The sequence below is a fragment of the Enterovibrio paralichthyis genome (assembly GCF_019209835.1).
GTDB lineage: Bacteria > Pseudomonadota > Gammaproteobacteria > Enterobacterales > Vibrionaceae > Enterovibrio > Enterovibrio paralichthyis.
Genome location: NZ_JAHUTS010000005.1, coordinates 256425 through 282664 on the forward strand (window position 1 = coordinate 256425; position 26240 = coordinate 282664).

Annotated in this window: 22 protein-coding genes and 1 pseudogene; 16 read left to right on the forward strand and 7 right to left on the reverse strand. The window is 53.8% G+C overall.

The window, feature by feature from the left end:
* Positions 1–5 precede the first annotated feature (5 nt).
* The 6 genes from KU854_RS08830 to csrD form a co-directional block, all read right to left on the reverse strand.
* A complete protein-coding gene (locus KU854_RS08830; RefSeq protein WP_218358092.1) occupies positions 6–839 on the reverse strand; it encodes an ExeA family protein in 834 nt (277 codons plus the stop codon).
* Positions 840–864: 25 nt separating this feature from the next.
* The gene (mshL, locus tag KU854_RS08835) at positions 865–2484 is read right to left on the reverse strand and encodes a pilus (MSHA type) biogenesis protein MshL (RefSeq protein WP_218358093.1); all 1620 of its coding nucleotides are present in this window, start codon (positions 2482–2484) and stop codon (positions 865–867) included.
* A gap of 8 nt (positions 2485–2492) precedes the next feature.
* Positions 2493–2831 carry an MSHA biogenesis protein MshK gene (locus KU854_RS08840; RefSeq protein WP_218358094.1) on the reverse strand — a complete coding sequence of 113 codons (339 nt, stop codon included), beginning with the start codon at positions 2829–2831 and terminating at the stop codon, positions 2493–2495.
* Complete coding sequence (gene pilO / locus KU854_RS08845; protein ID WP_218358095.1) at positions 2815–3471, reverse strand: type 4a pilus biogenesis protein PilO; 657 nt, start codon at positions 3469–3471, stop codon at positions 2815–2817. Before pilO ends, KU854_RS08840 begins: the two co-directional genes overlap by 17 nt.
* The gene (locus KU854_RS08850) at positions 3468–4922 is read right to left on the reverse strand and encodes a type IV pilus biogenesis protein PilM (RefSeq protein WP_218358096.1); all 1455 of its coding nucleotides are present in this window, start codon (positions 4920–4922) and stop codon (positions 3468–3470) included. The genes pilO and KU854_RS08850 overlap by 4 nt, the downstream gene beginning before the upstream one ends.
* Before the next feature lie 141 nt (positions 4923–5063).
* Positions 5064–7016: an RNase E specificity factor CsrD gene (csrD, locus tag KU854_RS08855; protein ID WP_218358097.1), complete on the reverse strand. Its 1953-nt coding sequence runs from the start codon at positions 7014–7016 to the stop codon at positions 5064–5066.
* Positions 7017–7192: 176 nt separating this feature from the next.
* Between csrD and KU854_RS08860 the strand changes: the two genes are divergently transcribed.
* A complete protein-coding gene (locus KU854_RS08860) occupies positions 7193–8071 on the forward strand; it encodes a LysR family transcriptional regulator (RefSeq protein ID WP_218358099.1) in 879 nt (292 codons plus the stop codon).
* A gap of 50 nt (positions 8072–8121) precedes the next feature.
* Here KU854_RS08860 and KU854_RS08865 read toward each other — a convergent pair whose 3' ends face one another.
* Positions 8122–8649: a single-stranded DNA-binding protein gene (locus KU854_RS08865; RefSeq protein WP_218358101.1), complete on the reverse strand. Its 528-nt coding sequence runs from the start codon at positions 8647–8649 to the stop codon at positions 8122–8124.
* 364 nt (positions 8650–9013) lie between these two features.
* Here KU854_RS08865 and KU854_RS08870 point away from each other — a divergent pair, with 364 nt between their 5' ends.
* The 15 genes and pseudogenes from KU854_RS08870 (at position 9014) to KU854_RS08935 (ending at position 26238) form a co-directional block, all read left to right on the forward strand.
* Entirely contained in the window at positions 9014–9691 is a 678-nt protein-coding gene (locus KU854_RS08870) for a LuxR C-terminal-related transcriptional regulator (protein WP_218358103.1), read from the forward strand.
* 242 nt (positions 9692–9933) lie between these two features.
* On the forward strand, positions 9934–10551 hold the full coding sequence (locus tag KU854_RS08875) for a calcium-binding protein (protein ID WP_218358104.1): 618 nt from the start codon (positions 9934–9936) through the stop codon (positions 10549–10551).
* Between the two features lie 280 nt (positions 10552–10831).
* On the forward strand, positions 10832–11449 hold the full coding sequence (locus KU854_RS08880; protein ID WP_218358106.1) for a calcium-binding protein: 618 nt from the start codon (positions 10832–10834) through the stop codon (positions 11447–11449).
* A gap of 141 nt (positions 11450–11590) precedes the next feature.
* Positions 11591–13300: a type I secretion system permease/ATPase gene (locus tag KU854_RS08885; RefSeq protein ID WP_218358107.1), complete on the forward strand. Its 1710-nt coding sequence runs from the start codon at positions 11591–11593 to the stop codon at positions 13298–13300.
* A 44-nt stretch (positions 13301–13344) separates the two neighbouring features.
* Positions 13345–14441 (forward strand): annotated as a pseudogene (locus tag KU854_RS08890) (HlyD family type I secretion periplasmic adaptor subunit); the annotation flags it as partial.
* 6 nt (positions 14442–14447) lie between these two features.
* Positions 14448–14576, forward strand: coding sequence for a hypothetical protein (locus tag KU854_RS24830; protein ID WP_255555478.1), 129 nt, complete (start codon positions 14448–14450; stop codon positions 14574–14576).
* A 482-nt stretch (positions 14577–15058) separates the two neighbouring features.
* Complete coding sequence (locus KU854_RS08895) at positions 15059–16456, forward strand: undecaprenyl-phosphate glucose phosphotransferase (protein WP_218358108.1); 1398 nt, start codon at positions 15059–15061, stop codon at positions 16454–16456.
* A gap of 10 nt (positions 16457–16466) precedes the next feature.
* Positions 16467–17675, forward strand: coding sequence for an outer membrane beta-barrel protein (locus tag KU854_RS08900; protein ID WP_336245238.1), 1209 nt, complete (start codon positions 16467–16469; stop codon positions 17673–17675).
* A complete protein-coding gene (locus tag KU854_RS08905) occupies positions 17672–18196 on the forward strand; it encodes a polysaccharide biosynthesis/export family protein (RefSeq protein WP_336245239.1) in 525 nt (174 codons plus the stop codon). The genes KU854_RS08900 and KU854_RS08905 overlap by 4 nt, the downstream gene beginning before the upstream one ends.
* A gap of 51 nt (positions 18197–18247) precedes the next feature.
* Positions 18248–20476 carry a GumC family protein gene (locus KU854_RS08910; RefSeq protein ID WP_218358109.1) on the forward strand — a complete coding sequence of 743 codons (2229 nt, stop codon included), beginning with the start codon at positions 18248–18250 and terminating at the stop codon, positions 20474–20476.
* A 22-nt stretch (positions 20477–20498) separates the two neighbouring features.
* Positions 20499–21470, forward strand: a complete 972-nt coding sequence (locus tag KU854_RS08915; RefSeq protein WP_218358110.1) for a DHH family phosphoesterase — start codon at positions 20499–20501, stop codon at positions 21468–21470.
* 14 nt (positions 21471–21484) lie between these two features.
* The gene (gene cysD / locus KU854_RS08920; RefSeq protein ID WP_218358111.1) at positions 21485–22402 is read left to right on the forward strand and encodes a sulfate adenylyltransferase subunit CysD; all 918 of its coding nucleotides are present in this window, start codon (positions 21485–21487) and stop codon (positions 22400–22402) included.
* A 55-nt stretch (positions 22403–22457) separates the two neighbouring features.
* On the forward strand, positions 22458–23876 hold the full coding sequence (gene cysN / locus KU854_RS08925) for a sulfate adenylyltransferase subunit CysN (RefSeq protein ID WP_218358112.1): 1419 nt from the start codon (positions 22458–22460) through the stop codon (positions 23874–23876).
* A gap of 63 nt (positions 23877–23939) precedes the next feature.
* Positions 23940–24992: a glycosyltransferase gene (locus KU854_RS08930; protein WP_218358149.1), complete on the forward strand. Its 1053-nt coding sequence runs from the start codon at positions 23940–23942 to the stop codon at positions 24990–24992.
* Positions 24985–26238 (forward strand): O-antigen ligase family protein, encoded by a 1254-nt coding sequence (locus KU854_RS08935; RefSeq protein WP_218358114.1) that lies wholly within the window; start codon positions 24985–24987, stop codon positions 26236–26238. Before KU854_RS08930 ends, KU854_RS08935 begins: the two co-directional genes overlap by 8 nt.
* The last annotated feature ends 2 nt before the right edge of the window (positions 26239–26240 follow it).

A 26240-nucleotide genomic window follows, 5' to 3' on the forward strand; every position in this document is an offset into this window, starting at 1 on the left:
ATGTCCTAGCCCCACAGTGCCTGCAGCGCGTTGTGCGGCCGGGCAAGAGGTGTGTCTTTGATGGCAAGACGAACCGCGCGGGCGGTCACCCGGCGTTTCCCCTGACCAAAACTCAGTAACAGTGCTTTGTGACAAAGCTGATGGATAAGCCTTGGGATCCCCTGGCTTGCCATCCAAATACGGCGTTTCGCCCAGGCAGAAAACAAAGGCGATGTCGCGCCTTGCTCTGCCAGACGATGTTCAATGTAAGCGGCAGTTTCGGCATAGCTCAGCGGCGTCAACTCTGCACTGAAGCCAATGCGCTGTAAAAGCTGGCGCATGTTGTGCTGTGAAAGGCGCGCATCCAGCTCAGGCTGGCCAAACATGATCAACTGGATCAGCTTGCGCTGCTCGGTTTCCAGATTGCCCAACAGGCGGATAGCTTCCAGTACGCTGTCCGGCAGGGTCTGCGCTTCATCGCACAGGATCACCACTGGCTTGTCGTTCGCTGCCGCTGAAATAGCTGCCTGCTGAATAGCCCCCAACAGGCGGTCTTCTGCCAGCGAATCATCCACACCCAACTCGCTTGCAATCATGCGGTGCAGACTCGACACGCTGTGAGCCGGATTGGGCAGAAAAACCAGGGTAAAACGCCCGCCCAGTGCATTGAGCACCATGCGGCAAACCAGGGTTTTCCCCGTGCCAACTTCACCGGTCACCTTTACCAGTCCTTCGCCCATCGACATGGCTGACACACAGGTATTTACCGCGTCCACGTGGGAGCGCACGCCGAAAAAACAGCGTGTGTCCGGTGTCAGACTGAAAGGCGCGGCCTCAAGACCGAAATGCGTCAGGTACATGGATGGTCAACAGTGTCCGGCGTGATTAGCTTTCCGGGAACCAGTCGTTCAGCAGTTGGCGTGAACGGTTGATCTCTTCCTGCCAGGTTTGCTCACCCACCACAGAAGGTTTCAGCAAGATCACCAGCTCGGTCTTCTGTTTCATACGGTTCACGTTGCGGAACAGGTGGCCAAGCCCAGGGATATCGCCCAGCAGCGGCACCTTGGATACCATCTCGTCGTAGCTTGATTTCATCAGGCCACCAATCACCACCACATCGCCGGAGCGGGCGTGGATGATGGAATCCGATTCGCGGATCGAGGTTTTGGCCAACGGCAACACATACGGTTGGGAGGTTGAGCCCAGCTTGATGGTTTTCTCTTCGGTCACCACATCGATAACCGCTGGGTGCACATGCAGCAAGACGCCGTTGTCGTCGTCAATCTGCGGCGTCACGTCCAGTGAAATGCCTGAGAAGAAAGGTGTCAGCTCGATATTCGGGCCTGAATCTGAGTTATCGCCCGAAGTGTCGCTGGAAGAAATGTCCGTCACAAAGTACTCGTCGCCACCGACTTTGATCACCGCTTTCTGGTTGTTAGCAGCCGTCACACGAGGGCTGGACAGCACGTTCACGTCGCCCTGGGTGTCCAGGAACTGAAGTACAGCATCGAAGTGGCCGTCAGTGATAGTCAGGTTGGTCTGGCCGCCAATCACGTTGGAAATGGCATTGCCCACCAACGCGGTTTCCGGACGGGAAACAGACACGGCGCGGTTGCCCACGTTGTTGACGATATTGTTCCAGTGGATGCCCTGCTGGTAGCCATCGCTCAGGGTCACTTCCAGAATTTTGGCTTCCAGGATCACCTGGCGCTTCAGGCGCTTTTGCGATGCTTCGAGGAAGCGCTTCACTTCGCGAAGCTCGTTCGGGTACGCCTTCACCGTGATCAGGCTCGCCTGCGGAGATACCACAATGCTGCGGCCATCGCCGCTGCCAATCATGGCCGCTACGGCACGCTCAAGCTGCCCCCAGAAACTGCTCTCGGAGCGGGTTTCAATCACGGTACCACCGGTCGACACACTGGCTCGGTCTGTGGTGTCCGTATCGCCATTACTGGTGGTGGACTGCTCTGACATTGCACCCGTGCTGATCGAAGTCAGCGACACACCGGAGCGTTGCAGCTGCAGGTAATCAACCGGGAAGGTTTCGGTGCGCAGTTCAGCCGGGAAAACCTGGATCAGGTTGCCCTGGCGCTCAATGTTGTAGCCGTAGATATCAGAAACCACGTCCAGCGCTTCCGGCACCGTGACATCTTTCAGCGAAACCGTCACCTTGCCACTGACATTCGGGTGCAACACCAGATTGAACGGCGTGCCCTGTACCAGACTGCCAAAGAAGGTTTTTGCATCCACATTGTTGGCATTGATGCGCAGACGCTTTTCGGTCAAAGACGCGCTGCCCGCAGGCTCTGAGTAATCGCCCATCAAATCCTGGGTGACCGCATCCGGCAACTCAGTCAGTGGCTGTGACGCACTTTGGGTGTAGGCTTCGTTCAGTGCTTCCTGCACTTCAGTAGGTTTTTGGTGGCCTACGCTCTGGCATGCAGCCAGCAACAGGGTCGCTGCGCCGACAATCAGCCCTTTGCCGATCAAAGATTGGGTTTTCACTGCACGCCTCACTGTACTAGCTGCGAGTTGAATACGGTCAGGGTCCAGCGCTTTCCACCGCGCTGAAGCTCCACGTGGCTGTCGTCAATTTTGCTGACCACAAAGCCGTTAATATGCTGTCCTTGTTTGCGCGAAAGGCCATTTAAAATGGCAGCGCATTGTGACTGGCCGTCACACAAAATAGCCTGAAGCCTTGGCAGGCGCGGCGCTTTTTTAGTGGTGCTTGGCGTTGCCGGAGTAAAGCCCAGCGGCGCGGTCGGGTCACTGTTTGCGAATGCACTTACAGAGACCATCAGTGCACTGATAACAACTGCTCTCCGCAGCAGGCGGTTAATGGCCGAATGCATGTTTGCCCCCGATAAACTGCGCGCTTTCGCCCAGGGTATAGACCTGAAGTGTCACTTCCGCCCACGGATATTCCGTCACGCGGTAATTCACGTTGCGCCAGTAGTATTTCACCGGCAGCGCTTCAACGGCTGACAGGTAATTCACAATGCCGAAATAGCGCCCTTTGAGGGTAATTTCGACCGGATGGATGTAATAACTGGACTCATCGTCGTTGGTCAGCTTTTGTGGCGGCAATGAGCGCATCGACAGCAGGGTCAGGCGATCAGACTGCTTCAACACGCTTTCCAGCAATGCTGACATTTCAGGTGCCGTCACCAGGCCCGCCACTTTGGACGCCATCTGGCTGTCCAGCTCAGACAATTCATGCTGCAGCGATACCAGCTTCTGGTTTTGCTCTTTGTCCGGCGAAACACGCAGTTTTGCCTGCTTGAGCTGGTTCAGGGTCAAGATATCCTGGGTGTTGGCCTCGCTTTGGGCGATCTGGCGGTTCACGCCGGACAGGCTCTTCGCCATCGGCTCAAGGAACAAAAACACCACCAGCGCCACAATCGCAAACCAGCCAGTAAGGGCAATCATCCACTGCTCGCGTGAACTGAAGCCCTCAAAACCCTGACGGGCACGCTCAATCAGTGCGTTCATTGCGCCACCTCCTCTTTCTCGCGACGGGAAACCAGCGAAAATTGCAGACGGTTTTTCTCGTCACGGGTCAACGCCATTTCTTCAAAGGTGCGTTTTGCCAACGGAGGATGGGTTGAAAATGTCTGTAGCCACGCAGGCACGGAGGACGGCGTCGATGCGAGACCTTTGATGTCCATGGCTTGCTGGCTGACAGCGATTTCAGACACCGACACATCCGGGCGCGACAACGCTGCCAGCGCGCGGAACGTATCGGCATAACCTTTTTGCAGCGACGCATCGTGTTGCCTTACGGCATTCAGTGCCTGCCGCTTAGAGACCAGCGCGGCTTCCGCATCACGGATGTCATTTGCCAGTGACGGCGACGGCAGGTGGAGTTTCAACTGCGCATTGAGTTCATCAGACAGTCGCTGCGCCGCCTGAAGCTCGTTGTTGGCTATCTTCAACAACTGCTCAGATTGAGTGTGCTGCCACTGTTGGTAAGCAGCCACTAACACCAGCAGGAGCGCAGTCAATCCCCACACCAGCAGCATTTTGTCAAAGGTCAGCAGAGGCGCTTTCGGCGCCAAATCATCGTGGAACAGATTGATATCCGGAGAGATATCCCGCCCCAACGCTGTCTTGGCAATATGTTCGTAATGGTTGCCCTGGCTGAACATTTGCTGTGGACGAACAGTGACAGACAGGCGGCTCGACAACTGGAAGGCCAGTTCGGTGTCATCAATGCCTTCAACACTGACCACCAGTGCACTCAACTGTGCGGCTTTCAGCTGGGAGCGCAGGTAATCCAGCGAGCGCTGGATTTCCAGCGCCAAATCGTCCACCACCAGCGGCAGCATCTGCATGCTGTCGAGCATCAGTCCGCGGATCTGGCGTTGGAAGCAAAGCTTACCCTGATGGAAAACCGCCAGCTGGATCAGGCCATGGCAATCACGGCTAAGCACCATCTCGGTTTTGTCCAACTGCGTCCAGTGACGCAACACCACATCTTCCAGCGACACCAAGGTCAGACGGCACTGGGATTTCTCCAGTGCCTGGCTGAATTGGATCAGCGGAAGCTTATGGCAGACAAACGCCTGGAAACGGTTGGCGATGGGCAAACTGAAGCCGTCGGCAACCACATCTGATGGCGTGTCGGCAATGAAATCTTTGAGTTTGAACGGCAGTGCGGCGCGCTTGTCTTCATCGGATAGCCCCGGCTCGTCAATCAACAGGGATTGATAGAGGCCATGCCCCAGCACCAACTGCACATCCGTTTTGGTGATGCCATGGCGCTTGAGCAGCTGTAGCGCCGTTGTCCAAGGGTCGGATTGAGTAACCGACAGGGTATCTATCTGAGCATGTCCCTGCTCGTCCCGGTACGCGAGAACCACCTGATTTGCAGAAACGACAAAGCTGACAACATCTCGTTGCCGGACGGGGGTAAAACGCGCCAGAAAAGTTGAAACTGCCATTAACGACTTAATAATGCCCAGAAAAGTGAATATTGCGCTTAAAGTGCACAGTATTCTATCAATATTTCCGCCAAAAAAATAAGTTATCTACGACAGTTTTATGACGCCATTGAGTGTTTTGTAATCGTTACAGTTTTTGCACTATTTCTTTCGCCAGCGCTGGCGTTTTAACGTGGCTGGACTGGAGGATAATTCCGCTCCCAGAAAACGCCCCTGTCCGCCCTGGACGCCCAGTTGCAACAACACTTTCCATTCGGCTTGCGATTCAACCCCAACCGCCAGTACCTGGGTCGGTGTCGGGTCACAGGCACCGAGCATGCTGCGCACATAAAGCTGGTTTTCAGGCCGCTGGTGAATATCCCTCACCAGACTGCGGTGCAGCTTGATGTACTTAGGCTGGATTTCTTTGATGTAGTGGGTACTCACCACAGAGCGCCCCGCTTGATCGACCACAACCGGACAGCCCAGCGCCCGCACCATCCTGAGTGTCGGCCTGACGGAATCGAAATGTTTAACCAAGGGACCTTCCGAGACTTCAAACTGCAGCCGGTTAAGCACACTGCGCGGGGTTTGCAGTAGGGCGTCACGCAACCAGAGCATAAAGGCGCGCTGGCGCAACGAATCGGCACAGACATTAACGGACAACACCTCGCGCCCATCACCGGTGCGTAACTGGTGCAGCGCTTTACTGACCACAGAGCGATCCAGGGTATTGTTCATCCCCACCAACTCAATCCCATTGAGGAAACGGGAGGCTTTGATGATCAGGCCATTTTCGTCTTTGATGCGGGCGAGCAGTTCTACGTGCAGTTCATTGCCTTGGGTATCCTGCACTGTCTGGCGGTATAAATCCGGCCCGCCATTTTCAAACACTCTGGATAACAGGGTACGCCAGCGCACACTGCCACGGGACTCATCACCAGTCACCTCTTTTTTGAATGCAAACCAGCTGTTATTCGCCTGCAGGATGGCGCTGCGCTTGGCCATTTCAGCCTCTTCCATCAGGCGTCCACGGCGCTCTCCGGTAGTGAAAAATGTCATTCCGAGGTGAGCCCAGTTTTCCTCTTCCAGCGCCGATGGCGGTGTCAGCCTGGCGAGAGATTTCATTAACTGGGTGGCAAACAAACGTGCATCTTTACCAGACTGGTGAGTCAGCAAAATTGCAAATTCGGTGTCAAAGTAACGCGCCAAGACGGCATCAGGAAAACGCTGGATAGCATTCGACAACACATTGCCGACTTCTTTGACCCAGTCATCGGCGGCAGCCTTGCCATTTTCCTGCACCATAGAGTCCCAGTCACCGATGCTGAGCATCAGCACCGCACCCTGTGCACCTTTGTCCTGCAACAGAGTTTGCAGGCGGTTATCAAACATCACGCGGTTCGCCGCACCAGTCAGTTTATCGAGGAAGGTATTGGTGCGGATAAAGGTGTCAAACCGGCTGCGCTCCTGCCGGGCATCACGAAGCTCGGCGATCATTTGGTCAAGGGCAATGCTCGCTGTTGACGGCCATTCCCTGTCATCACCGGTTTTTACGTCTTCTGAACGTCCCGCCAGGATAAGCCGTCCCCGGTGCTCAAGAAGCTCCGCCCCCAGAAGCTGGGTGCGCAACCATTTAATGCCCCACGAAAGCGCCAGGACAATGACTAAAACGGCTAAGGATAACGATGACAAGGCGCCAATCGAGTAGGCAAAGTTCGCATATGGCGGGACAGATTTAATGGTGATAAAAAAACCGGGATTGCTGGGCAGCGCATAATGGTTTTCAATCAAATCGAGAGGACGTGCCATGGTATTGATTTGTTCATAGCGGTACAAAAGGCCGGTTTTGCTGGAGATCTCCAGTTCGACGATGTCACTGGCTTTGAGTAATTGGGGCAGCCAAAGGCCGATATTTTCATTGGAGATGGGATTTGCCATCGAACTGTCAATCTCTGTCACTACCTTACCCAGATAGTGAGAAAGGAAATCCGTGCCAAGTTTACGGAAACTGACCGCTCCGCCTATAAACAGCACGAATATGGCACAAACAACAATTAACGTTACGAAAGCGACCAGGCGATTGGTCAGCTTCATCCCTGCAACTTTTCTCATTCGATATCCAATGGCAGAGTTTTATTTTGCCCTGCACGCTAAAAAACCGGGTGATACACCAAGCAAAACGGCAAACCGCTTTATTCCATGGGTTAATTGGTTATTATCGTTGCTCCATGGTGGAAAGTGAACGCAAAGTCGATACTCAGTTGATAAACATTGGAAAGCATCAATAAATGGATTGGATAACCTGCGCGAAAAGTTATGTCACGGTCGTCGATATGGGCTCACTGGCCCAGGCAGCGACCAAGCTCAACACCTCCAGTTCGGCGTTATCCAAGCGTTTGGCATGGCTGGAAAACCAGCTGGGAGTGCAACTGTTAAAACGCACGACCCGCACCCTGACCATGACCGATGCCGGCCGCCTTTTTTACCAGCGCGGCAAGCTGTTGTTGGACGACTGGACCCAGCTGGTTTCAGAAACCACGTCCACCTATGGTGAGGTCAGTGGCGTGTTGCGTATCGGTGCCCCGCTGGCCACCGGCAGCCGCCTTCTGGTCAGCAATATCGGCGAGTTTCTTTCAACGTACCCGAACATCCAGGTCGAGCTGCATACTCTGGCACCGGGCCAATTGCCTGACCCTCATCTGGATGTGGTGATCACCCGCGAACTGGCGGATTTCAATTCAGCGAGCTTTATCGCCACCAAACTGTTTGATTTCCAGCCGCGTTTTTTTGCCTCACCGGCTTATCTGGCGCAGCATCCACCGATTGTGGAGCCTGAACAGCTGCTTCACCACAACTGTCTGCTGTTTGGCTCGACCAGCCTGCCGCAGGAACATGAATTTGAGCACGGCCGCCGTCTGCGCCTGAGCGGGAACTTTGTCTCGCCAAACCCTGAAGCCCTGGTGAATGCCGCCGTTGCCGGACTGGGCATCATTCTGGTCGGGGATGTGACGGTAAGGAAGGAGTTGGATCAGGGGCTGTTGGTCCCTGTGCTGCCCGAAGTGCGCCAGCCGACCAGCGCGGCGTATGCTTATTATCCCAAGCTGGATTATCACCACACAAAAACCCGCCTTTTCATCGACTTTCTCAAACAGAAAGTCGGGCGCTAGAAAAAACAAAACCCCGCATAAGCGGGGTTTTTTGTCTGTCAGCGTACTTCTTAGAACGGAATGTCGTCGTCGAAGTCTGGCAGATCGTTGTACTGCTGAGGCGCCTGCTGCTGTGGCGGAGCCTGATGGTGTGCAGGTTGCTGTTGCTGCGGCTGGTAAGAAGGCTGTTGCGGCTGACCCCAACCACCTTGCTGTGGGTTTTGCTGCATTGGTTGGCCTTGACCCGCACCACCACTCGCACGACCGTCCAGCATTTGCATTTCATTAGCAATGATTTCGGTAGTATAGCGATCCTGGCCATCCTGACCCTGCCATTTACGGGTTTGCAGACGGCCTTCTAGGTACACTTTTGAACCTTTTTTCAGGTATTCACCGGCGATTTCAGCCAGACGACGGTACATCACCACGCGGTGCCATTCCGTCATTTCTTTGTTCTCGCCAGTGTTCTTGTCGCGCCACGTTTCTGAGGTCGCAACGGTCAGATTGGCAACCGCACCGCCATTTGGCAGGTAGCGAACTTCAGGATCGTTGCCCAAGTTGCCAATCAAGATAACTTTGTTTACTCCACGGCTGGCCATATTTTGCTCCCAAACCTTTTACATTGCATCATCAAATTCGTGGATGACATTTAAACGGCGATAATAACAGAAGCAAAAAAGTTCGTCACAGGCTTTAGAGCAGACCGTGCTGCTGCAAGCCCCAACGCTGAAAACAGCATCACTTTGGTGATAACTCCCCCGCAGAAATCGGCGGCACAACATAATTTGTATTAGACTAACAATGAGTTTGCCAACGTGTTGAGTTGTAACGCTTCAAGCAACAGTTCTAAAAATGATACGAATAAGAAATTCAATGCGCTTTAGAATGCTGCCATTGTGGCTTACCGTACGTCGCACCAAGATGCAAAGATAGCAGCCAAAACCAGAGCATTTAGGGATACACATGCAAAACATCGAAACCACCTCAGATGACTACACCATACTCCTCGTGTCCGAGCCGAGCATGACGATCACCGCGTTGATTTCGTGTCTGGAGCAGGTGACCAAAAGCTCCGTTTCTTTGGTGGAAAAGCAGCAGATCAACGAAAAGCTGGCTACGGCATCGGGTCTGGTGTTGATCGATTTGAGCGCCTTTGAAGGCGACAATGTCAGCTTTGTAAAACAGAGCTTGGCTCCCTTCAGCGACCAACATGTGTTTGCCCTGTTCAATGCCCATGATTTATCAGCGAAAGAGCTGGCAAGCTGGCCCTTTATCAAAGGGGTATTCAAAAAAGAAGACGATCTTGAACACCTTTGCCACGGCATTGAGAAAATGCTGTCCGGTGAATACTGGCTGCCACGCCAGAAACTGGCTGAGCTGATCCACTACTACCAACAAAACAACAACAACACGATCGACTATTCCGAGATCTGCCTGACTAACCGTGAACAGCAGATCCTGCGAAAACTGGTCACCGGCGCTTCCAACAGCGAAATCGCTGACAGCCTTTTTGTGTCAGAACACACAGTAAAATCTCACCTATACAACATCTTCAAAAAGATTAATGTCAAAAACCGCGTTCAAGCCGTATTCTGGGCCAAAAACAACTTGTCTGTGATAGGTCTGGACTATCAAGGTTAGTCACTGCTTTAGCACCTCCTGATATAATTCGTCACTAATGAGACAACATTCGACCCGCAAATACTTCAGAGTATTCAGTGCGAAGCGTGGGTCAGGTCAATTCTAATACTTCTTACACACACGCCTTTCCCCGCTGCAGGACGCAATGATGCGGGGGCGGACTTTTGGTTCGCTGATGTTTCGCATCCCTCAACGTTAATTGGACAAAGAAATCACTAAGAAAAGGAAAGAGGGTTAGCTATATGGCGAATATAAACGGCTCAAAAATAGCCGATGTACTGGATGGGACATCAGCACCGGATACTATCTATGGTTTCGGTGACAACGATGAGATTGTCGGCTTCGGTGGCGATGATGTGATTTATGGCGGTAAAGGCAACGATCGCTTGATTGGTGGCGCTGGCAACGATTTTCTCAGTGGCGGCGAAGGTGACGATATTGTCAGAGGCGGCAGCGGTGACGACATCCTGTTCGGTGGTCCCGGCAACGATATTTTGCTAGGCGGCATTGGCAATGATTTGCTTTATGCATCCGAAGGCAACAATGTGCTTTACGGTGGTGACGGGGATGACTGGCTGGTCAGCGGCTCCGGCAACGATTTTCTGGTTGGTGGGAATGGCGCAGATGTATTCCTGTTTGACCAAATTCTTGGCACCGGTACCGGTAATGACCGTATCGTCGATTTTGAAATTGGCACCGACCTTATCTGGATCCGTGCAAGCGGTGATACTGATTTTGCGTCACTGAGCTTGACTCAGGTAGGTATCAATACCGTGATAGATCTGGCAGACGGTTCAAGCATTACGCTGAACAACATTACTGCAACCGACCTCTCTGACAGCGATTTCCAAATCGTTTAACAGCGGTCGTATCGCTGCGGCTCTCCGAGCCGCAGATTTCAGACTCCCCTTCCCGACAACTCACACCCTCTCAAACTTCTGTCTTTGAACGTCTCATCATTTTTTACCAATTTCTAATGATAATTCAAAAGCGAGACACAAATGCCCCCGCAATTGAGTCAGAGTATATCCGCCATTTGGCAGGCTTTTTTCTGGCCGTATTGCAGCTTGCCTGATGGTGGTACCCGATTTCATAAGGGTATTTGGCTAGGGAAAAGCAAACTCAACAAGGAAATAAAACATGGCTGCAGTGATTGGAACAGCAGGAAATGACAACCTTGATGGCACATTGGATTCTGAGGTGATCAGCGGGCTGGGCGGCGATGATCGTATCGTTGGATACAGCGGCGACGACCTGATCTTTGGCGGAAGTGGCAATGATTACCTTATTGGCAGTGGTGGTAATGATATTCTCAGCGGCGGCAGCGGCGATGATATCGTCGGTGGCGGAAGTGGTGATGACACCCTTTACGGTGGTGCCGGGAATGATGACCTTTTAGGTGGTATCGGAAACGACAGCCTCTACGCCATTGCTGGTAATAACCGGCTGTTTGGCGGCGAAGGGGATGATTGGCTGGTCAGCGGAACCGGTGACGATTTCCTTATCGGCGGCAGTGGTGCAGATACCTTCCTTTTCGACAATATTCTCGGCAATGGCACCGGTAACGACCGTATCGTAGATTTCGACATCGGGGTTGACCTTATCTTTATCCGCGCCACTGGCGATGAGGGGTTTGACTCATTGGATATCAGCCAAAACGGGATAAACACCGTCGTCGGACTGGCCAATGGATCCAGCATTACAATCAACAACATCGACAGCACTCAGCTCTCTGCTGATGACTTCCATATTGTCTGATGTCAGCAAGCTATACTCAAAACAACCAGCATCGAAACCATGCTGGTTGTTTTTTTGGGGTAAGTAACAGCCAGCCAGACTTTCAGCCTTTGCTTTATGGCGACCAGAATAAAAAAGCAAAGCAACGTCACCGGATTTAGCATGTCTTCAACAACGGAAAAACGTTTAAGCACCACGCTTGAGCAATGTAAAAAAGCACTGATGTTTGTCGTTGCTTTCAGCTTTGTCATTAACCTTCTGGTACTTTGTGTACCCCTTTATATGCTGCAGATTTACGACCGGGTGATCAGCTCGCGTTCGGTAGATACCTTGCTGCTGCTCACCGTCATTACCGTTTTCGCCCTGTTTACCATGGCGGTGCTTGAAAATATCCGCACCCGCATCATGGTAAAAATTGGTGCCTGGTTTGATGAAAGCCTGTCGGCCGATGTGCTGGCTGGTAGCATTGCACTGCAATTACGCCAGGGGTTATCCGCGTCTGTGCAAAGTCTTCGTGACATCGCTGCTATCCGCGCCTTTATTGGTGGCAATGCCGTTATCCCCGCGCTGGATGCACCATGGACACCTGTCTTCCTCGGCTTTGTGTTTTTGCTCCATCCCCTGCTCGGTATCATTGCCACTGTCGGGGCACTGGTGTTATTCGGCATCGCTATCCTCAACCACACCGCCACCCGCAAAGCGCACAAAACCGCCAACGAAGCATCGATTCAGGCCATGCAGCAGGCAGAGTCCGCCGCACGCAATGCCGATGCAATTGAAGCGATGGGGATCATGCCCAATTTCATCAGAGCCTGGAGTGCCCTGAATAAAGAAAGCATCGACGGTCAGGTCGCCGCCAATTCAAAAGGTGCCTTGCTCACCGCGACCTCTAAATTTATCCGCATGTTGCTGCAAATCGCCATGCTGGGTGTGGGCGCCTGGCTGGTAATAGACAATCAGGTTTCCCCCGGTGTGATGATTGCCGGTTCCATCCTGATGGCGCGGGCACTGGCACCGGTGGAACAATCTATCAGTGCTTGGGGTACGGCGGTTTCAGCACGCCAAAGCTACCAACGGCTTAAAGAAAAGATCCCCGCTTTTCCAGAGCGCGCCAAATCCATGCCGCTGCCAAAACCCAAAGGGCTGCTGTCGGTGGAAAAGGTCACCTATTTCCATCCCGGCCAGGGAGAGCCCGTGCTGCATGCCATCAACTTTAAGCTCAATCCCGGCGAAGCGCTGGGGATCATTGGCCCATCCGGCACCGGCAAATCGACGCTGGCAAGGCTAATCCTCGGTAACCTCAACCCAACCGCCGGTACGATCCGTCTCGACAATATGGATGTGTCGAAATGGGATCCGGACGATCTTGGGCCCCACTGCGGTTATCTTCCCCAGGATGTCGAACTCTTCCCGGGCACCATACGTCAGAATATTGCCCGCCTGTCAGATGGCGATCCGGAAGAAGTCATAAAAGCCGCGAAACTGGCCGGTTGTCATGAGCTGATCCTGCGCCAGCCACAGGGCTATGACACCGTCGTCGGCGAGCGCGGACTTGGTCTTTCCGGCGGCGAACGCCAGCGTATTGCCCTTGCCCGAGCGCTGTATGGCGAGCCGAGCCTGGTGGTGCTGGATGAAGCCAACGCCAACCTCGACGGCGTTGGGGAAGCCGCATTACAGCGTGCGATTGCTTATCTCAAGTCGCGCCAGACCACCATCATACTGGTGGGTCACCGCCCCAGCATGATGCAGTCGATGGACAAACTGATGGTATTACAGGATGCCCAGATCCGCGCCTTTGGCGACCGTGACGAAGTGTTGAAACCCCTACTGGACCAAAGTGCTGCCATTGCCGCGAAAGGAGGCCAGAAATGAATGACTCCCCCTCCATCCGCCGCCTGGTTATTGTCGGCTTTGGTATGATCGCCCTGTTTCTCGGTACCTTTGGTATCTGGGCGATTTTCAGCCCCCTTGAAGGGGCATCTATCGCGCCCGGCGTCGTCACTATCGACAGCCAGCGGAAAACCGTGCAACACCTTGAAGGCGGTATCATTGACAAAATACTGGTCACAGAAGGCGCGAGGGTCGACAAGGGCCAGCCGCTGATTTTCCTCGACAAAACACAGGCGCAGGCACAACTTGAACAGCTCCTCACCCGCCAGCGCAACGCCCTGGCCAGAGAATCCCGCCTGATTGCCGAGCGGGATAACCTTGATGCGATCGCGTTTCCTGAAGAACTCGAAGTCGTGCGGGAAAGCCTCAAAGTCGGTGAATTGCTCACCAACCAGGAGCGGATCTTCACCGCGCGGAAAGAATTCTATGCCTCCCAGCAGGAAATCATTCACAAGCAATTGGCGCAAAGCAACGCAGAGCTTACCGGCCAGAAACAACGAATCGGCATCGAAAAACGCCGTCTCGCCATTATCGGCGAGGAAATTGCCGGTAACCGCCAGCTGGCGGAAAAAGGCTATGTCAGCAAAACCCAGTTGCTGCGCCTTGAGCGCGAGGAAACCCAAATCCAGAGCACGATCAGCCAGCTGCAGGCCAACGCCAGCCGCCTTGAACAAAACGTGGCAGAAAACCGCGCCCAGCTAAAAGAGCAGCAACTTGAGCGCATCAAAGAAATCGTCGAAGAGCTGCGTGAAAGCCGTGAAGCCCGCTATGAACTGGATGAGCAGATTGCCACCGCCCGTGATGTGCTGGAGCGCACCACCATCAAGGCACCGCTTTCGGGCACGGTCCTTAACCTGCAGGTGTTTTCTGAAGAAGGGGTGATTGGCCCCGGGCAAGCATTGCTGGATCTGGTGCCTAACGACGAAAGTCTGGTAATTGAGGCGCGGGTTGACCCTTCAGACATCGATCAGGTCAACGCAGGCATGAAAGCACAGATACGGCTGACAGCGCTGAGCATGCGCAATGTCCGCCCAATTGACGGTGAACTGCTGACCGTCTCGTGGATGAACAGTCCGGGCTTGCCTACTACCTTGCCCGGGTTAAGCTACTCGATAACGTCGCCGACCTGATGAATGGCGTAGAGCTGTATCCGGGTATGCAGGCCGAAGTCATGTTGCTGACGGAGCCACGCACGCCAATCGAATACCTGCTCAAGCCATTGAGTGAGAGCTTTAACCGGGCATTTCGCGAGGAATAGCGTGCTCAGGAAGCACACACAACGCCTTCTGGCGTGACCAAAACTGAGAATGCCCCGATCTGGGGCATTTTTATACCTCATGCTTTTTTGCCACCATGGTATGGGTAGCTAGTCATTCTTTCTATTTTTGACTGAACTGAAAGCGTAAAAAGTGTCTCGTAAGTTCTTGAACACGAGACGATACAGACAGCCATTTGAGATCAAGATCACCTTTTTGGAGACTAGCCAGAAAGTCCTACAAGTGCGTAAAAATAGTGTCATCGTTCAAATCCGCGTAAGTCTCAATTAAAAATCGGACAAACTTCATCTTTCTCTAACCCGCCTCATCCTGTTTTACTATCCGCGCTGATTTTACCGACCATAAATATCCAAAAAATCAACCTTGCCTAGCGGGGTTGAGATGTGTGGTTTACTTTTTAAGTACAAGAAATGAAAAAGATCAGCACCCTTTCAGCCCACTTCACAGTTGAGAAGCTTTCATCATGGACAGTCGAAAAATCCGCACACATGGAACTGAGTTCGCCATTCTCTATAGACTGTGTGATCTTGCGGTAATTGGTGGGTCGATACTTGCTTCTAGTTACCTCTACCTCGGTTATCCCTGCGACAACTGTCTTCTGTTAGCGACGATCACGGCAGTGTTCTATCTGTTGTTTGCCGAAAGTTCACATCTTTACCGATCGTGGCGGATCAGCAACTTCCAGGGACAAATGATCGCAACACTGATCCCTTGGGTAGGTGCCTGCCTGGCATTAATAGCAATTTTCTACTTTACCCAGCGAGGTATTGAGTTTTCCCGTGTGGTCATGGCGTTGTGGTTTTCCACCACGGCGGTAGGTCTGGTGCTATGGCGCTATCTGATGCGTGCAGCGCTCAGCCGCTTACGTAACCACGGCATCAACACCCGCCGCGCAGCGATTATTGGCACCACGGCCAATGGCATTGAACTGGCGCAGGAGTTTCAGCGCAACCACGCCCTGGGAATCAGCCTTGTAGGCTTTTTCGAAGACAGAAACCGCGACCGCATTGAAGACAGCCTGCCTGCCCCAATGTTGGGCAAGGTGGATGAAGCACTGGAGCAGGCCAAGCAAGGCAAAATCCAGCACATCTACATTGCGATGCCAATGCATGCCAAAGACCGTATTGCGCGATACCTCAACCAGTTTGCAGATACCACAGCCACCACTTACTTGGTGCCGGATTTCTTCACCTACAACCTGCTTCACAGCCGCTGGCAGACCATTGGTCATGTGCACACCCTGAGTGTCCATGACACGCCGTTTAATGGCATTGCAGCGTGGGCAAAACGCCTTGAGGACATCATTCTCTCCCTCATCATTCTGGTGCTGATTTCACCGATTCTGTTGGCAGTCGCTATTGGAGTTAAGCTCTCTTCTCCCGGCCCGATCATTTTCAAACAGCACCGCTACGGATTGGACGGCGGCAAGATCAATGTGTGGAAATTCCGCTCTATGTCTGTGATGGATAACGGCGATGACGTCAAGCAAGCCACGAAAAATGACCCACGTGTGACCCCTTTCGGTGCTTTTATCCGCCGCACATCGCTTGATGAGCTGCCGCAGTTTTTTAACGTGCTGCAAGGCAGGATGTCGATTGTCGGCCCGCGTCCTCATGCTGTGGCGCACAACGAACAATACCGAGCCATCGTGGACAGGTACATGCTGCGCCATAAGGTTAAACCGGGTATTACCGGCTGGGCGCAAATCAACGGTTACCGTGGTGAAACGGACACCCTCGATAAAATGGAAAAGCGTGTTCAGTTCGACCTGGAATATATCCAGAACTGGTCTTTGTGGATGGACATTAAAATTGTGTTTGCCACCATTTTCAAAGGCTTTGTCGGCAAGACGGCTTACTAGGGAGAACGGCGTGAAGCAAAGGAACCCGTGGTTGTACATTCTGTTTTTGGTGCCGGCATCAGCAATGGCCGTAGAGCCTCTTGCCTACCAGACAGAAAACGGCATCGATATCATTCCGACGGTCAAAGCCAGTGTCGGCCATGACGACAATGTGCGGCGTACGGAAAACAACCCGGTCAGCTCACCTTTTTATGCCTTGTCGCCAAAAGTCATTGCTCAACTGGAAACTGATCGCGGCGCCTACCAATTTGACTACCGTCTGGATGCGGTCTGGTTTTCCGACAGCAGCGACGACGACTATTTGGATCATCGTGCCCATGCCTCTGCGTTTTGGGCGTTTGATATCCGCAACCGCCTGCGTCTTGATTATGCCTATGAGATCACCAATGAGCCACGCGGTACCGGCCTGACCGAAGGGATCAGTCTGGCGGTCAGTAAGCCCTTGCGTTACCACCACCAGGATCTGAATGCGCGCTACACCTATGGCGCAGCTGGCGCCCAAGGCAAGCTGGTCGGGATCCTCGGTTATGAAAGCAAGGACTACAACGAAGAGAGTTTTGTCCGTAACGGCCAAACCCAGCAAACCCGTTATTTCAACTGGGAGCAGCCCTATATCGGCGGCGAATTCTATTACGCACTGTCGAGCTACTTTTATGCCCTGATCACGGCGCGCTATGAAGACCGCTCCTACACCCATACCGACCCGAATTCCGTCGGTACCCGAGATAACCAGAACACCCTGCTCTACGGTGGTTTGGAATGGGACATCACGGGTAAAACCCAGGGCCGTTTGTTGCTGGGTATACAAGACAAAGATTTCAAAGACAGCCGCCGTGCGGATTTCCAGGGCTTCAGCTGGCGCGCAAACCTGAGCTGGTCACCGACCAATTACAGCACGTTGAGTCTGGAAGGCCGGGATTACGCCCGCGACCCGGATATCAACGGCAACTACGTGAAAGACCGCTCCATCCAGTTTGACTGGGAGCACAGCTGGACACCACTGTTCAGCTCTATCGCCACGGCGCGCTACGGCACCAACGATTACCCGGGCGATCTACGCAAGGATGATGACACCCTGTTCGAAGCAACCCTTGTCTACAGCCTCGCCCGTTGGTGGGACATATCCGGTGGTGTGGGCTGGTTTCGCCGCGACTCAACGTTTGCTGGCTTTAGCTATGATCAAACCCAGTTCTTTATCGGCACGGAGGTGAGCCTGTGATCCAACGAATTTGTCTCCTGTTATTGCTGTTGCTGCCCATTAGCGCCATAGCGGCAGCCTCCAGTGAACAGTACGTTCTTGATGACGGGGATCGTATCTCGATCAAGGTCTATGGCGAGGACGATCTTTCCATGGACATTCTGCTCAGCACCCGCGGCAGTTTCGACTACCCCTACCTTGGCAGGCTAGAAGCGGCCGGTAAGTCTGTGGGGCAGTTGCAACGCATCATCGAAAAAGGGCTGCGCGGTGACTATCTGGTCGATCCCAAAGTCACGGTTAACGTGATCCAGTTTCGCAAGTTTTATGTCAACGGCGAGGTGAACCACCCCGGCGGTTATGACTTCCAGCCGGGGCTGACTATTGGCAAGGCGATTGCCATAGCAGGTGGTTTTACCGACCGCGCCTCCCGGAACAAGATCCAAAAGACAGATGCCAAAGATGGATCCACACAAAAAAATGTTGGCCTGTCACAAGCTGTTGGTCCCGGTGACATCATTGTGGTTGAGCAGAGCTTTTTCTGATCCCCGACAGGCTTGTTTTTTGCGCACAGAACGAACAAGGATTTTCACGACATGAAACTCATTGAGCCCAATCCGGTAGCGGATCAGACCGCCCGTTTAGATTTGAAACGCTATCTCGGCGTGATTGGTCGGTATTGGCTCCCCATTGCCCTTTTTGTGTTGGTAGTCACTGTGATTGCCACCGTTTTTGTGTTGGCGATCACCCCGGTTTACCGCGCCACGGCTACGTTGCTTATCGAATCGCAGGCAAATAAAGCGGTCTCTATCGAAGAGGTGTACGCCCTCGATACCAGCAAGAAAGAGTATTACCAGACCCAGTTTGAGATCCTGCGCTCCGACCATATCGCTGAGAAAGTAATCGACCAGCTGGGTATCGCTGAAGTACGGGAATTCAACAACACGATCGGTAAACTCTCTGCCCGTGATCAGCTGCTGACCGCCCTGTACCGGATTGAACCTCTGCAACAGTTTCTGCCCGCACCCGTCTCGCCTTCTTCTGTGCCGGACAGTGAAGCAGCGCGTCAGGCTGTGCTGAATAAATTCAAATCGCACCTGGCCATTGAACCTATCCGCAATACCCAGTTGGTGAATATCCACTTTGGCTCAGCCGACCCCGCACTGGCAGCAAAGGTGGCCAATGCGATCGGCACCGCTTATATCGAGTCCAACCTTGAAGCGCGTCTTGTCGCGACCCAAACAGCCTCTGTCTGGATAACCGACCGTCTTGGCAAACTGAAAGACAACCTCGACAGCGCCGAAATGATGCTGACGGAATTCCTGAAAGCGGAAGGCCTGATTGAACTGAGCGACATTGACGAGCTGGCAGGCACTGAGCTGACCAACCTGACTATCCGCGTTGCAGAAGCGCGGGACCGCCGAGTGGCCGCAGAAGCACTGTATGCACAGCTTCAGGACAAACGCGGGCGCACCAGCGGCTTACTCTCGGTACCGGAAATTTCCAATCACCCGCAGGTGCGTGATTTGAAAAATGCGGAAACCGATGCCCAGCGCCGCGTGTCGGAGCTGGCAAAACGCTACGGCCCGAAACACGACAAGATGATCCAGGCCCAGGCGCAGTTGGATGCTGTGCGTGCCCGTACCTATTCCGTGATCAATGACCTTGCCAGCGGTATCGAGAAAGAACTCAACAGCGCCCGCGAGCAGGAAGCGTCCCTGATCGCGACGCTGAATGACAAAAAAGGCGACTATCAGGACATCACCTCCAAACGCGCCCAGTACGAATCCCTGAAGCGCGATGTGGATGCCAGCCGCCAGCTGTATGAAATGTTCCTCAACCGCCAGAAAGAAACCACAGCCACCAGCGACTTCGAAGCCGTCAACGCCCGTTTCACCGACAAGGCTGCCACACCACAGGATCCGTTCCGTCCACAGACCACAAAATTAATCGTGATCAGCGCCGCATTCGCCCTTCTCCTCGGTATTGTCGGTGCACTTTTAGCGGATGCTTACCGCAATACCATTGAAAAACCAGAAGATGTTGAGGAGAAACTGGGGTTGCAGCACTTAGGATTTTTACCCCGCGTGAAGGCGAAGCGCTTTAAAAACACGCCACTGGATCACACCCTGTATCTCGATCCGGATGAGGTACTGTTTGCCGAATCGGTCAGGACGATCCGTACATCCATTCTGCTGACGATGACCAACAGCCAGCGCAAGATCCTGTCTGTCACCTCATCACTGCCTGCGGAAGGAAAAACCACGGTCGCGATCAACCTGGCTCAGTCACTGGCCAAAATGGAGCGCACCCTGATCATCGACTGCGATCTGCGCATGCCTGCGGTTGGTCAGCGTTATGGGCTGCCACGCAACCAGGCAGGTTTGACCAACGTACTGGTGATGGGTGCGCCGGTTTCAGATTGCATCTATCACGATGATGAAACCCAGCTGGACATCCTGCCAGCCGGGCTATTGCCACCCAATCCGCAAGAGCTGTTGGCATCGCCAAAATTTGCCGCGCTGCTTAACCAGCTCAAGCAATCCTACGATCGCATTATTCTCGATACGCCGCCGGTACACGTGGTGAGTGACAGCCTGATCCTCGGCCGTCTTGCCGGGGGCATGCTGTTGGTGGTGAAAGCGGAAAGCACGACAGAGAAGCAGGTCAACCAAACTGTCGCCCAGTTGGTGCGCCATGACATTGCTATCGACGGCGTGGTACTCAACCAGCTCGCCGCCAAATATGCAGAGGAAAAATACAAGCTGCACTATGGTTACTATAAGCCTCAAAACCAAAAAGATGACACCTTAGAAGCCAGCTGAATAACACGGAAAGATAAACAGAATGAAAACAAGTTTTGATGTTTTTAACGGCGATGCCGACGGGATTTGCGCCCTGATCCAATTGCGACTTGCTACCCCGAAAGACAGCAAATTGATCACCGGGGTAAAGCGGGATATCGCCCTGCTCAAACAGGTTGATCCTGCCATTGCGCAGGACGTGACTGTGCTGGATGTGGCGATGGAGAAAAACCGCGCCGCGCTGGACAACCTGCTTGCCGAAGGCGTTCGGGTGTTTTATGCCGACCACCACAACCCGGGCGAGATCCCTGCCCATTCCTCGCTGACCGCACATATCAATACTGCGGCAAACACCTGTACCAGCCTGATTATCGACAAGCTGTTGGAAGGCCGTTACCGCGAGTGGGCACTGGTTGGCGCTTATGGCGACAACATGATTGCCACTGCCGACACGCTGGCAAATAAAGCCGGTTTGAGTGAGCAGGACCGCACCAAGCTGATGCAGTTCGGGACCTACCTCAACTACAACGGCTACGGCGCATCGCTGTCGGATCTGCTGTTTCCACCCGCAGAAATCTTCCGCCTGATGGCGCCCTACCCGTCACCGTTCAACTTTATTGCTGAGCGCCCGGATATATACGCCACATTGGAAGAGGGCTTCCTTGGCGACAGCGAGAAAGCCACCGCAGTCACCCCCCATTCCGAAAGACCGGGATCACGGGTATTTATGCTGCCGGATGAAGCCTGGGCGCGCCGCATCAGTGGTGTGTACAGCAATGATCTGACCAATCGCGACCCGGATACCGCCAATGCGGTGCTGACCGAAAAGCCGGACGGCAATTATGTCGTCAGCATCCGGGCGCCACTCAACAACCGCACCGGTGCGGACGAGCTGGCTGCCAGCTTCCCAACCGGCGGCGGACGAAAAGCCGCGGCAGGGATTAACGCCTTGCCAGCAGAACAACTCAATGAATTTATCGATGCGTTCCACCAGCGTTACCAGCTGGCAACGTAGGAAAAGGACAACCCATGGTGGATATGATCTCCCTTAACCAGACCCATCTCAAACAGCTCGAAAACGAGTCGATTCACATCATCCGTGAAGTGGCCGCAGAGTTTGACAATCCGGTCATGCTTTACTCTATCGGCAAGGATTCAGCGGTCATGCTGCACCTTGCCATGAAAGCGTTTTACCCGGGTAAGCCGCCGTTTCCGCTGCTGCACGTCGACACCACGTGGAAGTTTCAGGAAATGATTACCTTCCGCGATCAGATGACCAAAAAGCTCGGCCTCGACCTCTTGGTTCACATCAACCAGGACGGTGTTGATATGGGGATCGGCCCATTCAGCCATGGCAGTGCAAAACACACTGATGTGATGAAAACCCAGGCGCTGAAACAGGCTCTTGATAAATACGGTTTTGATGCTGCATTTGGTGGCGCCCGCCGTGACGAAGAGAAGAGCCGCGCCAAAGAGCGTGTCTATTCATTCCGTGACAAGCACCACCGCTGGGATCCGAAAAACCAGCGCCCGGAGCTTTGGGATATCTACAACGGACGGGTTAACAAAGGGGAGAGTATCCGGGTGTTCCCGCTCTCTAACTGGACAGAGCTGGATATCTGGCAATACATCTACCTGGAAAACATCGACATCGTACCGCTGTATTATGCCAAAGAACGTCCGGTCGTTGAGCGCGACGGTACCCTGATCATGGTCGATGATGACCGCATGCCACTGGAAGACGGTGAAGTGCCACAGATGAAATCCGTGCGCTTCCGTACCCTTGGCTGCTACCCGCTGACTGGCGCTGTGGAATCCACCGCTGCCACGTTGCCGGAAATCATTCAGGAGATGTTGCTGACCAAAACCTCAGAACGTCAGGGTCGGGTGATAGACCACGATCAGGCAGGCTCCATGGAGCAGAAAAAACGCGAAGGCTACTTCTAAAAACTCAAAGCCTCGGACATTTAACCCCATTTGCTTGCTGCACAAGGAGTGACCCATGAGCCACAGCTCATCGCTGATCGCGACAGATATCGAAGCCTATCTGCATCAGCACGAAAATAAGGATCTGCTGAGGTTGTTGACCTGCGGCAGCGTCGATGACGGCAAATCCACATTGATCGGCAGACTGCTGTTCGATACCAAACTGATCTTCGAAGATCACCTCACCAGCCTGCACAAAGACAACGCCCGGGTCGGTAACGCCGGTGAAGCGCTCGATCTGGCACTTCTGGTTGACGGCCTGCAATCTGAGCGCGAGCAAGGCATCACCATTGATGTTGCTTACCGCTATTTCTCGACCGAGAAACGCAAATTCATCATTGCGGACTGCCCGGGACATGAGCAATACACCCGCAATATGGCGACCGGCGCATCCAACTGTGAGCTGGCCATTGTGATGGTCGATGCCCGTAAAGGGCTTCTCACCCAGACCCGCCGTCACAGCTATATCGTGAGCCTGCTCGGTATCCGCCATGTGGTGGTTGCTGTAAACAAGATGGATTTGGTCGGCTTTGACCAGACCGTGTTTGAGGCCATTCAGGCGGACTACCAGAAGATGGCTGAGCAACTGGGCATTCCGGATGTGCGTTATGTGCCGATTTCGGCTCTGTCCGGTGACAACGTGGTTTCCCACAGTGAAAACACGCCTTGGTACAAAGGCCCGTCCCTGATGGGTTTGCTGGAAGGCGTGGAAATCAGCCGCGACAAAGACCTCGACCGCCTGCGCTTTCCAGTGCAGTTTGTGAACCGCCCTAACCTCGATTTCCGCGGTTATTGCGGCACCCTCGCTTCCGGCATTTTACGCAAAGGCGATACCGTGATGGCGCTGCCGTCCGGCCAGCAAAGCACAGTGGCTTCCATCGTCACCTACAACGATGAACTGGACGCCGTTGCTCCGGGTAACGCCATTACCGTCACCCTGGCCGATGAAATTGACATCTCACGTGGTGACATGCTGGTGCATGCCGATACCGCACCAACTCTGACCGACAAGGTTTCTGCCAGCCTGGTATGGATGTCTCAGGATGCCCTGAAGGCGGGCAAAGATTACGACTTTAAGTTTGCGACCCATAACGTCACCGGCCGCATCACTGAGCTGTCGCATAAGATTGATATCAATAACTTTGCCACCCTGCCGGCCAATGAACTCCAGCTCAACGAAATCGGCCTGGGGGAGCTTCGCCTGAATGCCCCGGTTGCGGTTGACCGCTACCAGGACAACACCAAAACCGGCGCTTTTATTGTGATTGACCGACTGAGCAATATCACGGTCGGTGCCGGTATGGTGGAAACCCTGCACGCACCTCATGATGCCGTTGTCAGCCGCCACTATACGGCCGCTGAGATCGCCCTTAACCGCTACATCCGCGAACACTATCCGGAGTGGGAAACCAAGCCGATTGACCCGATCGGTTGACCATAAGGTAGCAATAAGGTGGATACGCTGACACTGAATAACGAGGGAGAGAAGACCACGGTTATGGCGGTGAAGATCCTGCATATCATCAACGACCTGTCCCGCAACGGCGGCGCACAGCGGTTTGTGATTGACTTGGTCTGCCCGCCACCGCAGGGCTACGACATCCGGGTCATCACCTTGGATGATGACAATGACTTCACCCGTGAACTCACCGAAGCCGGGGTGCCGTTTTATGTCTGGAATAAACTGTCACTAAAAGAAAAGTGGCAGTTGCTGCGTTGGCCGGATGTGGTGCATGGTCACCTTTTCCCATCAATTTATATTGCGCTCGCTGCCGTAGGGAAAAGACATATCCAGACAGAGCACGCTACCCATAACCGCCGCCGCGACCATGGATGGATGAAACCGTTTGAATGGTTACTTTACTGGCGTTATGACGTGACCGCCTGTATTACCGGACAGGTGCGTGATGCACTGACGGATTTCCTTCCGCACTGGAAAAAGCACTACCGGGTGATCCTGAATGGCGTCGATCTGAGTAAATTCTCCCTCAGGGAAAAAGCTGCGCCAGCAGAGAGTAACACCGTGCGTATCGGTATGGTCGGGCGATTCCATACCTACAAAGACCATCCCACCCTGTTCCGTGCTCTGACCCATTTGCCCTCCCGTTTTGAGGTGCACCTCGCCGGCGACGGTGATCGCAGGGAAGAGTATCAGGCGCTGGCAGCGTCACTCGGTATTGAAGACAGGGTGGTATTTCACGGTGTGCGTGCCGACATTCCCGCGTTTCTCGATTCGCTGGATATTTATGTGCAGAGCGCGGTTGTCGAAGGCTTTGGCCTAGCTGCCGTGGAAGCTATGGCCGCCGGGTTGCCGGTACTGGCTTCCGATGTGCCGGGCTTGAGTGAAGTCGTCGAGCGCAGGGATTACCGCTTTCCTGTCGGGGATGACAACGCGCTGGCGGGAAAAATTCTGGCCCTTTGCGATGATACCGACGCCTATGCGAAAGCCTCTGGCTACGCGGTTCAGCGCTGTCAGGACTTTACCCTGAAAACATTTCGCGACCAGTACTACCGCACGTACCGGGAACTTGCCGGAGCGGTGGATGAATAGACCGCTAGAGCATGCCGCCGCCTTTGCCATTGCCCTGTTTTTTGTCCCGCTCAAAGCAAATGTGGCCGGGGTATCCGTCTATTTAGCCGATCTGATTGGTATCGCCTCACTCGGCTTTATGGGTATCGCGCTGGTGCGCGGCCGCCTGATGCCTTCTACCCTCCAGGGTGCCAGCTTTATCCTGGTATTTGTGCTCTACATTCTTATCAATGGATTGTTGACCAGTGTGCCCGCCAAACTGGTGGTGATCGAGATGATCCAGTGGCTCTCTGTGGCCGCATTCCTTGGCATGTTGCATCAGGCTGGCCTGCTGGCGTCCCCGCGCTTTCTGTCTTTGGTCGCGCTGTACACGTTCGCCGGCGCACTCTATACCGCTGGCTGGCATTTGATGCAGCCACAATTCTCTGACTTCAAACACCTGGGTAACACCAAGTACTTCTTCGGTTTTACTTGCGCCCTGATCTACCTGTTGCGCGATCACCTGCGCTTCAGCCACCTTCTTTTGGCAGCCGCACTGGTGATGCTCTGGATGTCAGGCGAGCGCAAAGCTCTTCTGGGGATAGGGCTAATGATCACCTGCGACCAGCTTTTGTGCCGGGAAATGCTCCATCAACGTTCGCGCCAGACGGCGGTCGCGCTGGGTGTGTTCTCTGTCGCCGGTGTAGCGCTGGCACTGGTTTCAATTTGGTACCTGTTCGGGCTTCCCGCCATCCTCGACCATTTTGAATTTACCCGTTTCGACATCCTGTTTGCCGACCAGCAAATGGCGCGCTGGGATTCGGAGCTATGGCGAAAACTGCTGCTTGCCAATGGCTTCTCCCTGTTTCTGGAACACCCGATATTCGGTGTGGGGCCGAAAATGCTGCCCCAGTACATCGCCCCCTATTTCCAGAATCAGGAGTTGGTGGTTTATACCCACAACTTCGCCCTAGATGTTGCCGTTGAGTACGGTTTGGTCGGCTTGGCTATTTTGTTTGGCGGCTTTTTCCTGGGTATGCACCGCCTGTTTCGCCAGCGTATGACCAATCCTGTCGCCTTTTTGCTGTCGGTCTACATCATCGCGCTGGTGCTGTTTGTCGCCGTAAACAGCACCATCATGCTAATGCTGGTGTTGCCCTTTTTCATCAATACCCGTGCGGCTGTCTCACCGGAGCCTATTCCCGACACCGGGAATGCCACCGCCGCCAAACAACGCATTAAAACCTCGGTTTCTGTAAAACCGCTACCCCATTCAAAGAGAGGATAAAA

Coding starts and splice junctions, on each gene's coding strand:
- csrD (WP_218358097.1), bottom strand. CDS start 7,016: ATGAGAAAAGTTGCAGGGATGAAGCTGACCAATCGCCTGGTCGCTTTC.
- KU854_RS24830 (WP_255555478.1), top strand. CDS start 14,448: ATGAATGGCGTAGAGCTGTATCCGGGTATGCAGGCCGAAGTCATGTTG.
- KU854_RS08875 (WP_218358104.1), top strand. CDS start 9,934: ATGGCGAATATAAACGGCTCAAAAATAGCCGATGTACTGGATGGGACA.
- KU854_RS08880 (WP_218358106.1), top strand. CDS start 10,832: ATGGCTGCAGTGATTGGAACAGCAGGAAATGACAACCTTGATGGCACA.
- KU854_RS08865 (WP_218358101.1), bottom strand. CDS start 8,649: ATGGCCAGCCGTGGAGTAAACAAAGTTATCTTGATTGGCAACTTGGGC.
- KU854_RS08885 (WP_218358107.1), top strand. CDS start 11,591: ATGTCTTCAACAACGGAAAAACGTTTAAGCACCACGCTTGAGCAATGT.
- KU854_RS08915 (WP_218358110.1), top strand. CDS start 20,499: ATGAAAACAAGTTTTGATGTTTTTAACGGCGATGCCGACGGGATTTGC.
- KU854_RS08895 (WP_218358108.1), top strand. CDS start 15,059: ATGGACAGTCGAAAAATCCGCACACATGGAACTGAGTTCGCCATTCTC.
- KU854_RS08850 (WP_218358096.1), bottom strand. CDS start 4,922: ATGGCAGTTTCAACTTTTCTGGCGCGTTTTACCCCCGTCCGGCAACGA.
- KU854_RS08870 (WP_218358103.1), top strand. CDS start 9,014: ATGCAAAACATCGAAACCACCTCAGATGACTACACCATACTCCTCGTG.
- KU854_RS08930 (WP_218358149.1), top strand. CDS start 23,940: ATGGCGGTGAAGATCCTGCATATCATCAACGACCTGTCCCGCAACGGC.
- cysD (WP_218358111.1), top strand. CDS start 21,485: ATGGTGGATATGATCTCCCTTAACCAGACCCATCTCAAACAGCTCGAA.
- KU854_RS08830 (WP_218358092.1), bottom strand. CDS start 839: ATGTACCTGACGCATTTCGGTCTTGAGGCCGCGCCTTTCAGTCTGACA.
- pilO (WP_218358095.1), bottom strand. CDS start 3,471: ATGAACGCACTGATTGAGCGTGCCCGTCAGGGTTTTGAGGGCTTCAGT.
- cysN (WP_218358112.1), top strand. CDS start 22,458: ATGAGCCACAGCTCATCGCTGATCGCGACAGATATCGAAGCCTATCTG.
- KU854_RS08935 (WP_218358114.1), top strand. CDS start 24,985: ATGAATAGACCGCTAGAGCATGCCGCCGCCTTTGCCATTGCCCTGTTT.
- KU854_RS08860 (WP_218358099.1), top strand. CDS start 7,193: ATGGATTGGATAACCTGCGCGAAAAGTTATGTCACGGTCGTCGATATG.
- KU854_RS08840 (WP_218358094.1), bottom strand. CDS start 2,831: ATGCATTCGGCCATTAACCGCCTGCTGCGGAGAGCAGTTGTTATCAGT.
- KU854_RS08910 (WP_218358109.1), top strand. CDS start 18,248: ATGAAACTCATTGAGCCCAATCCGGTAGCGGATCAGACCGCCCGTTTA.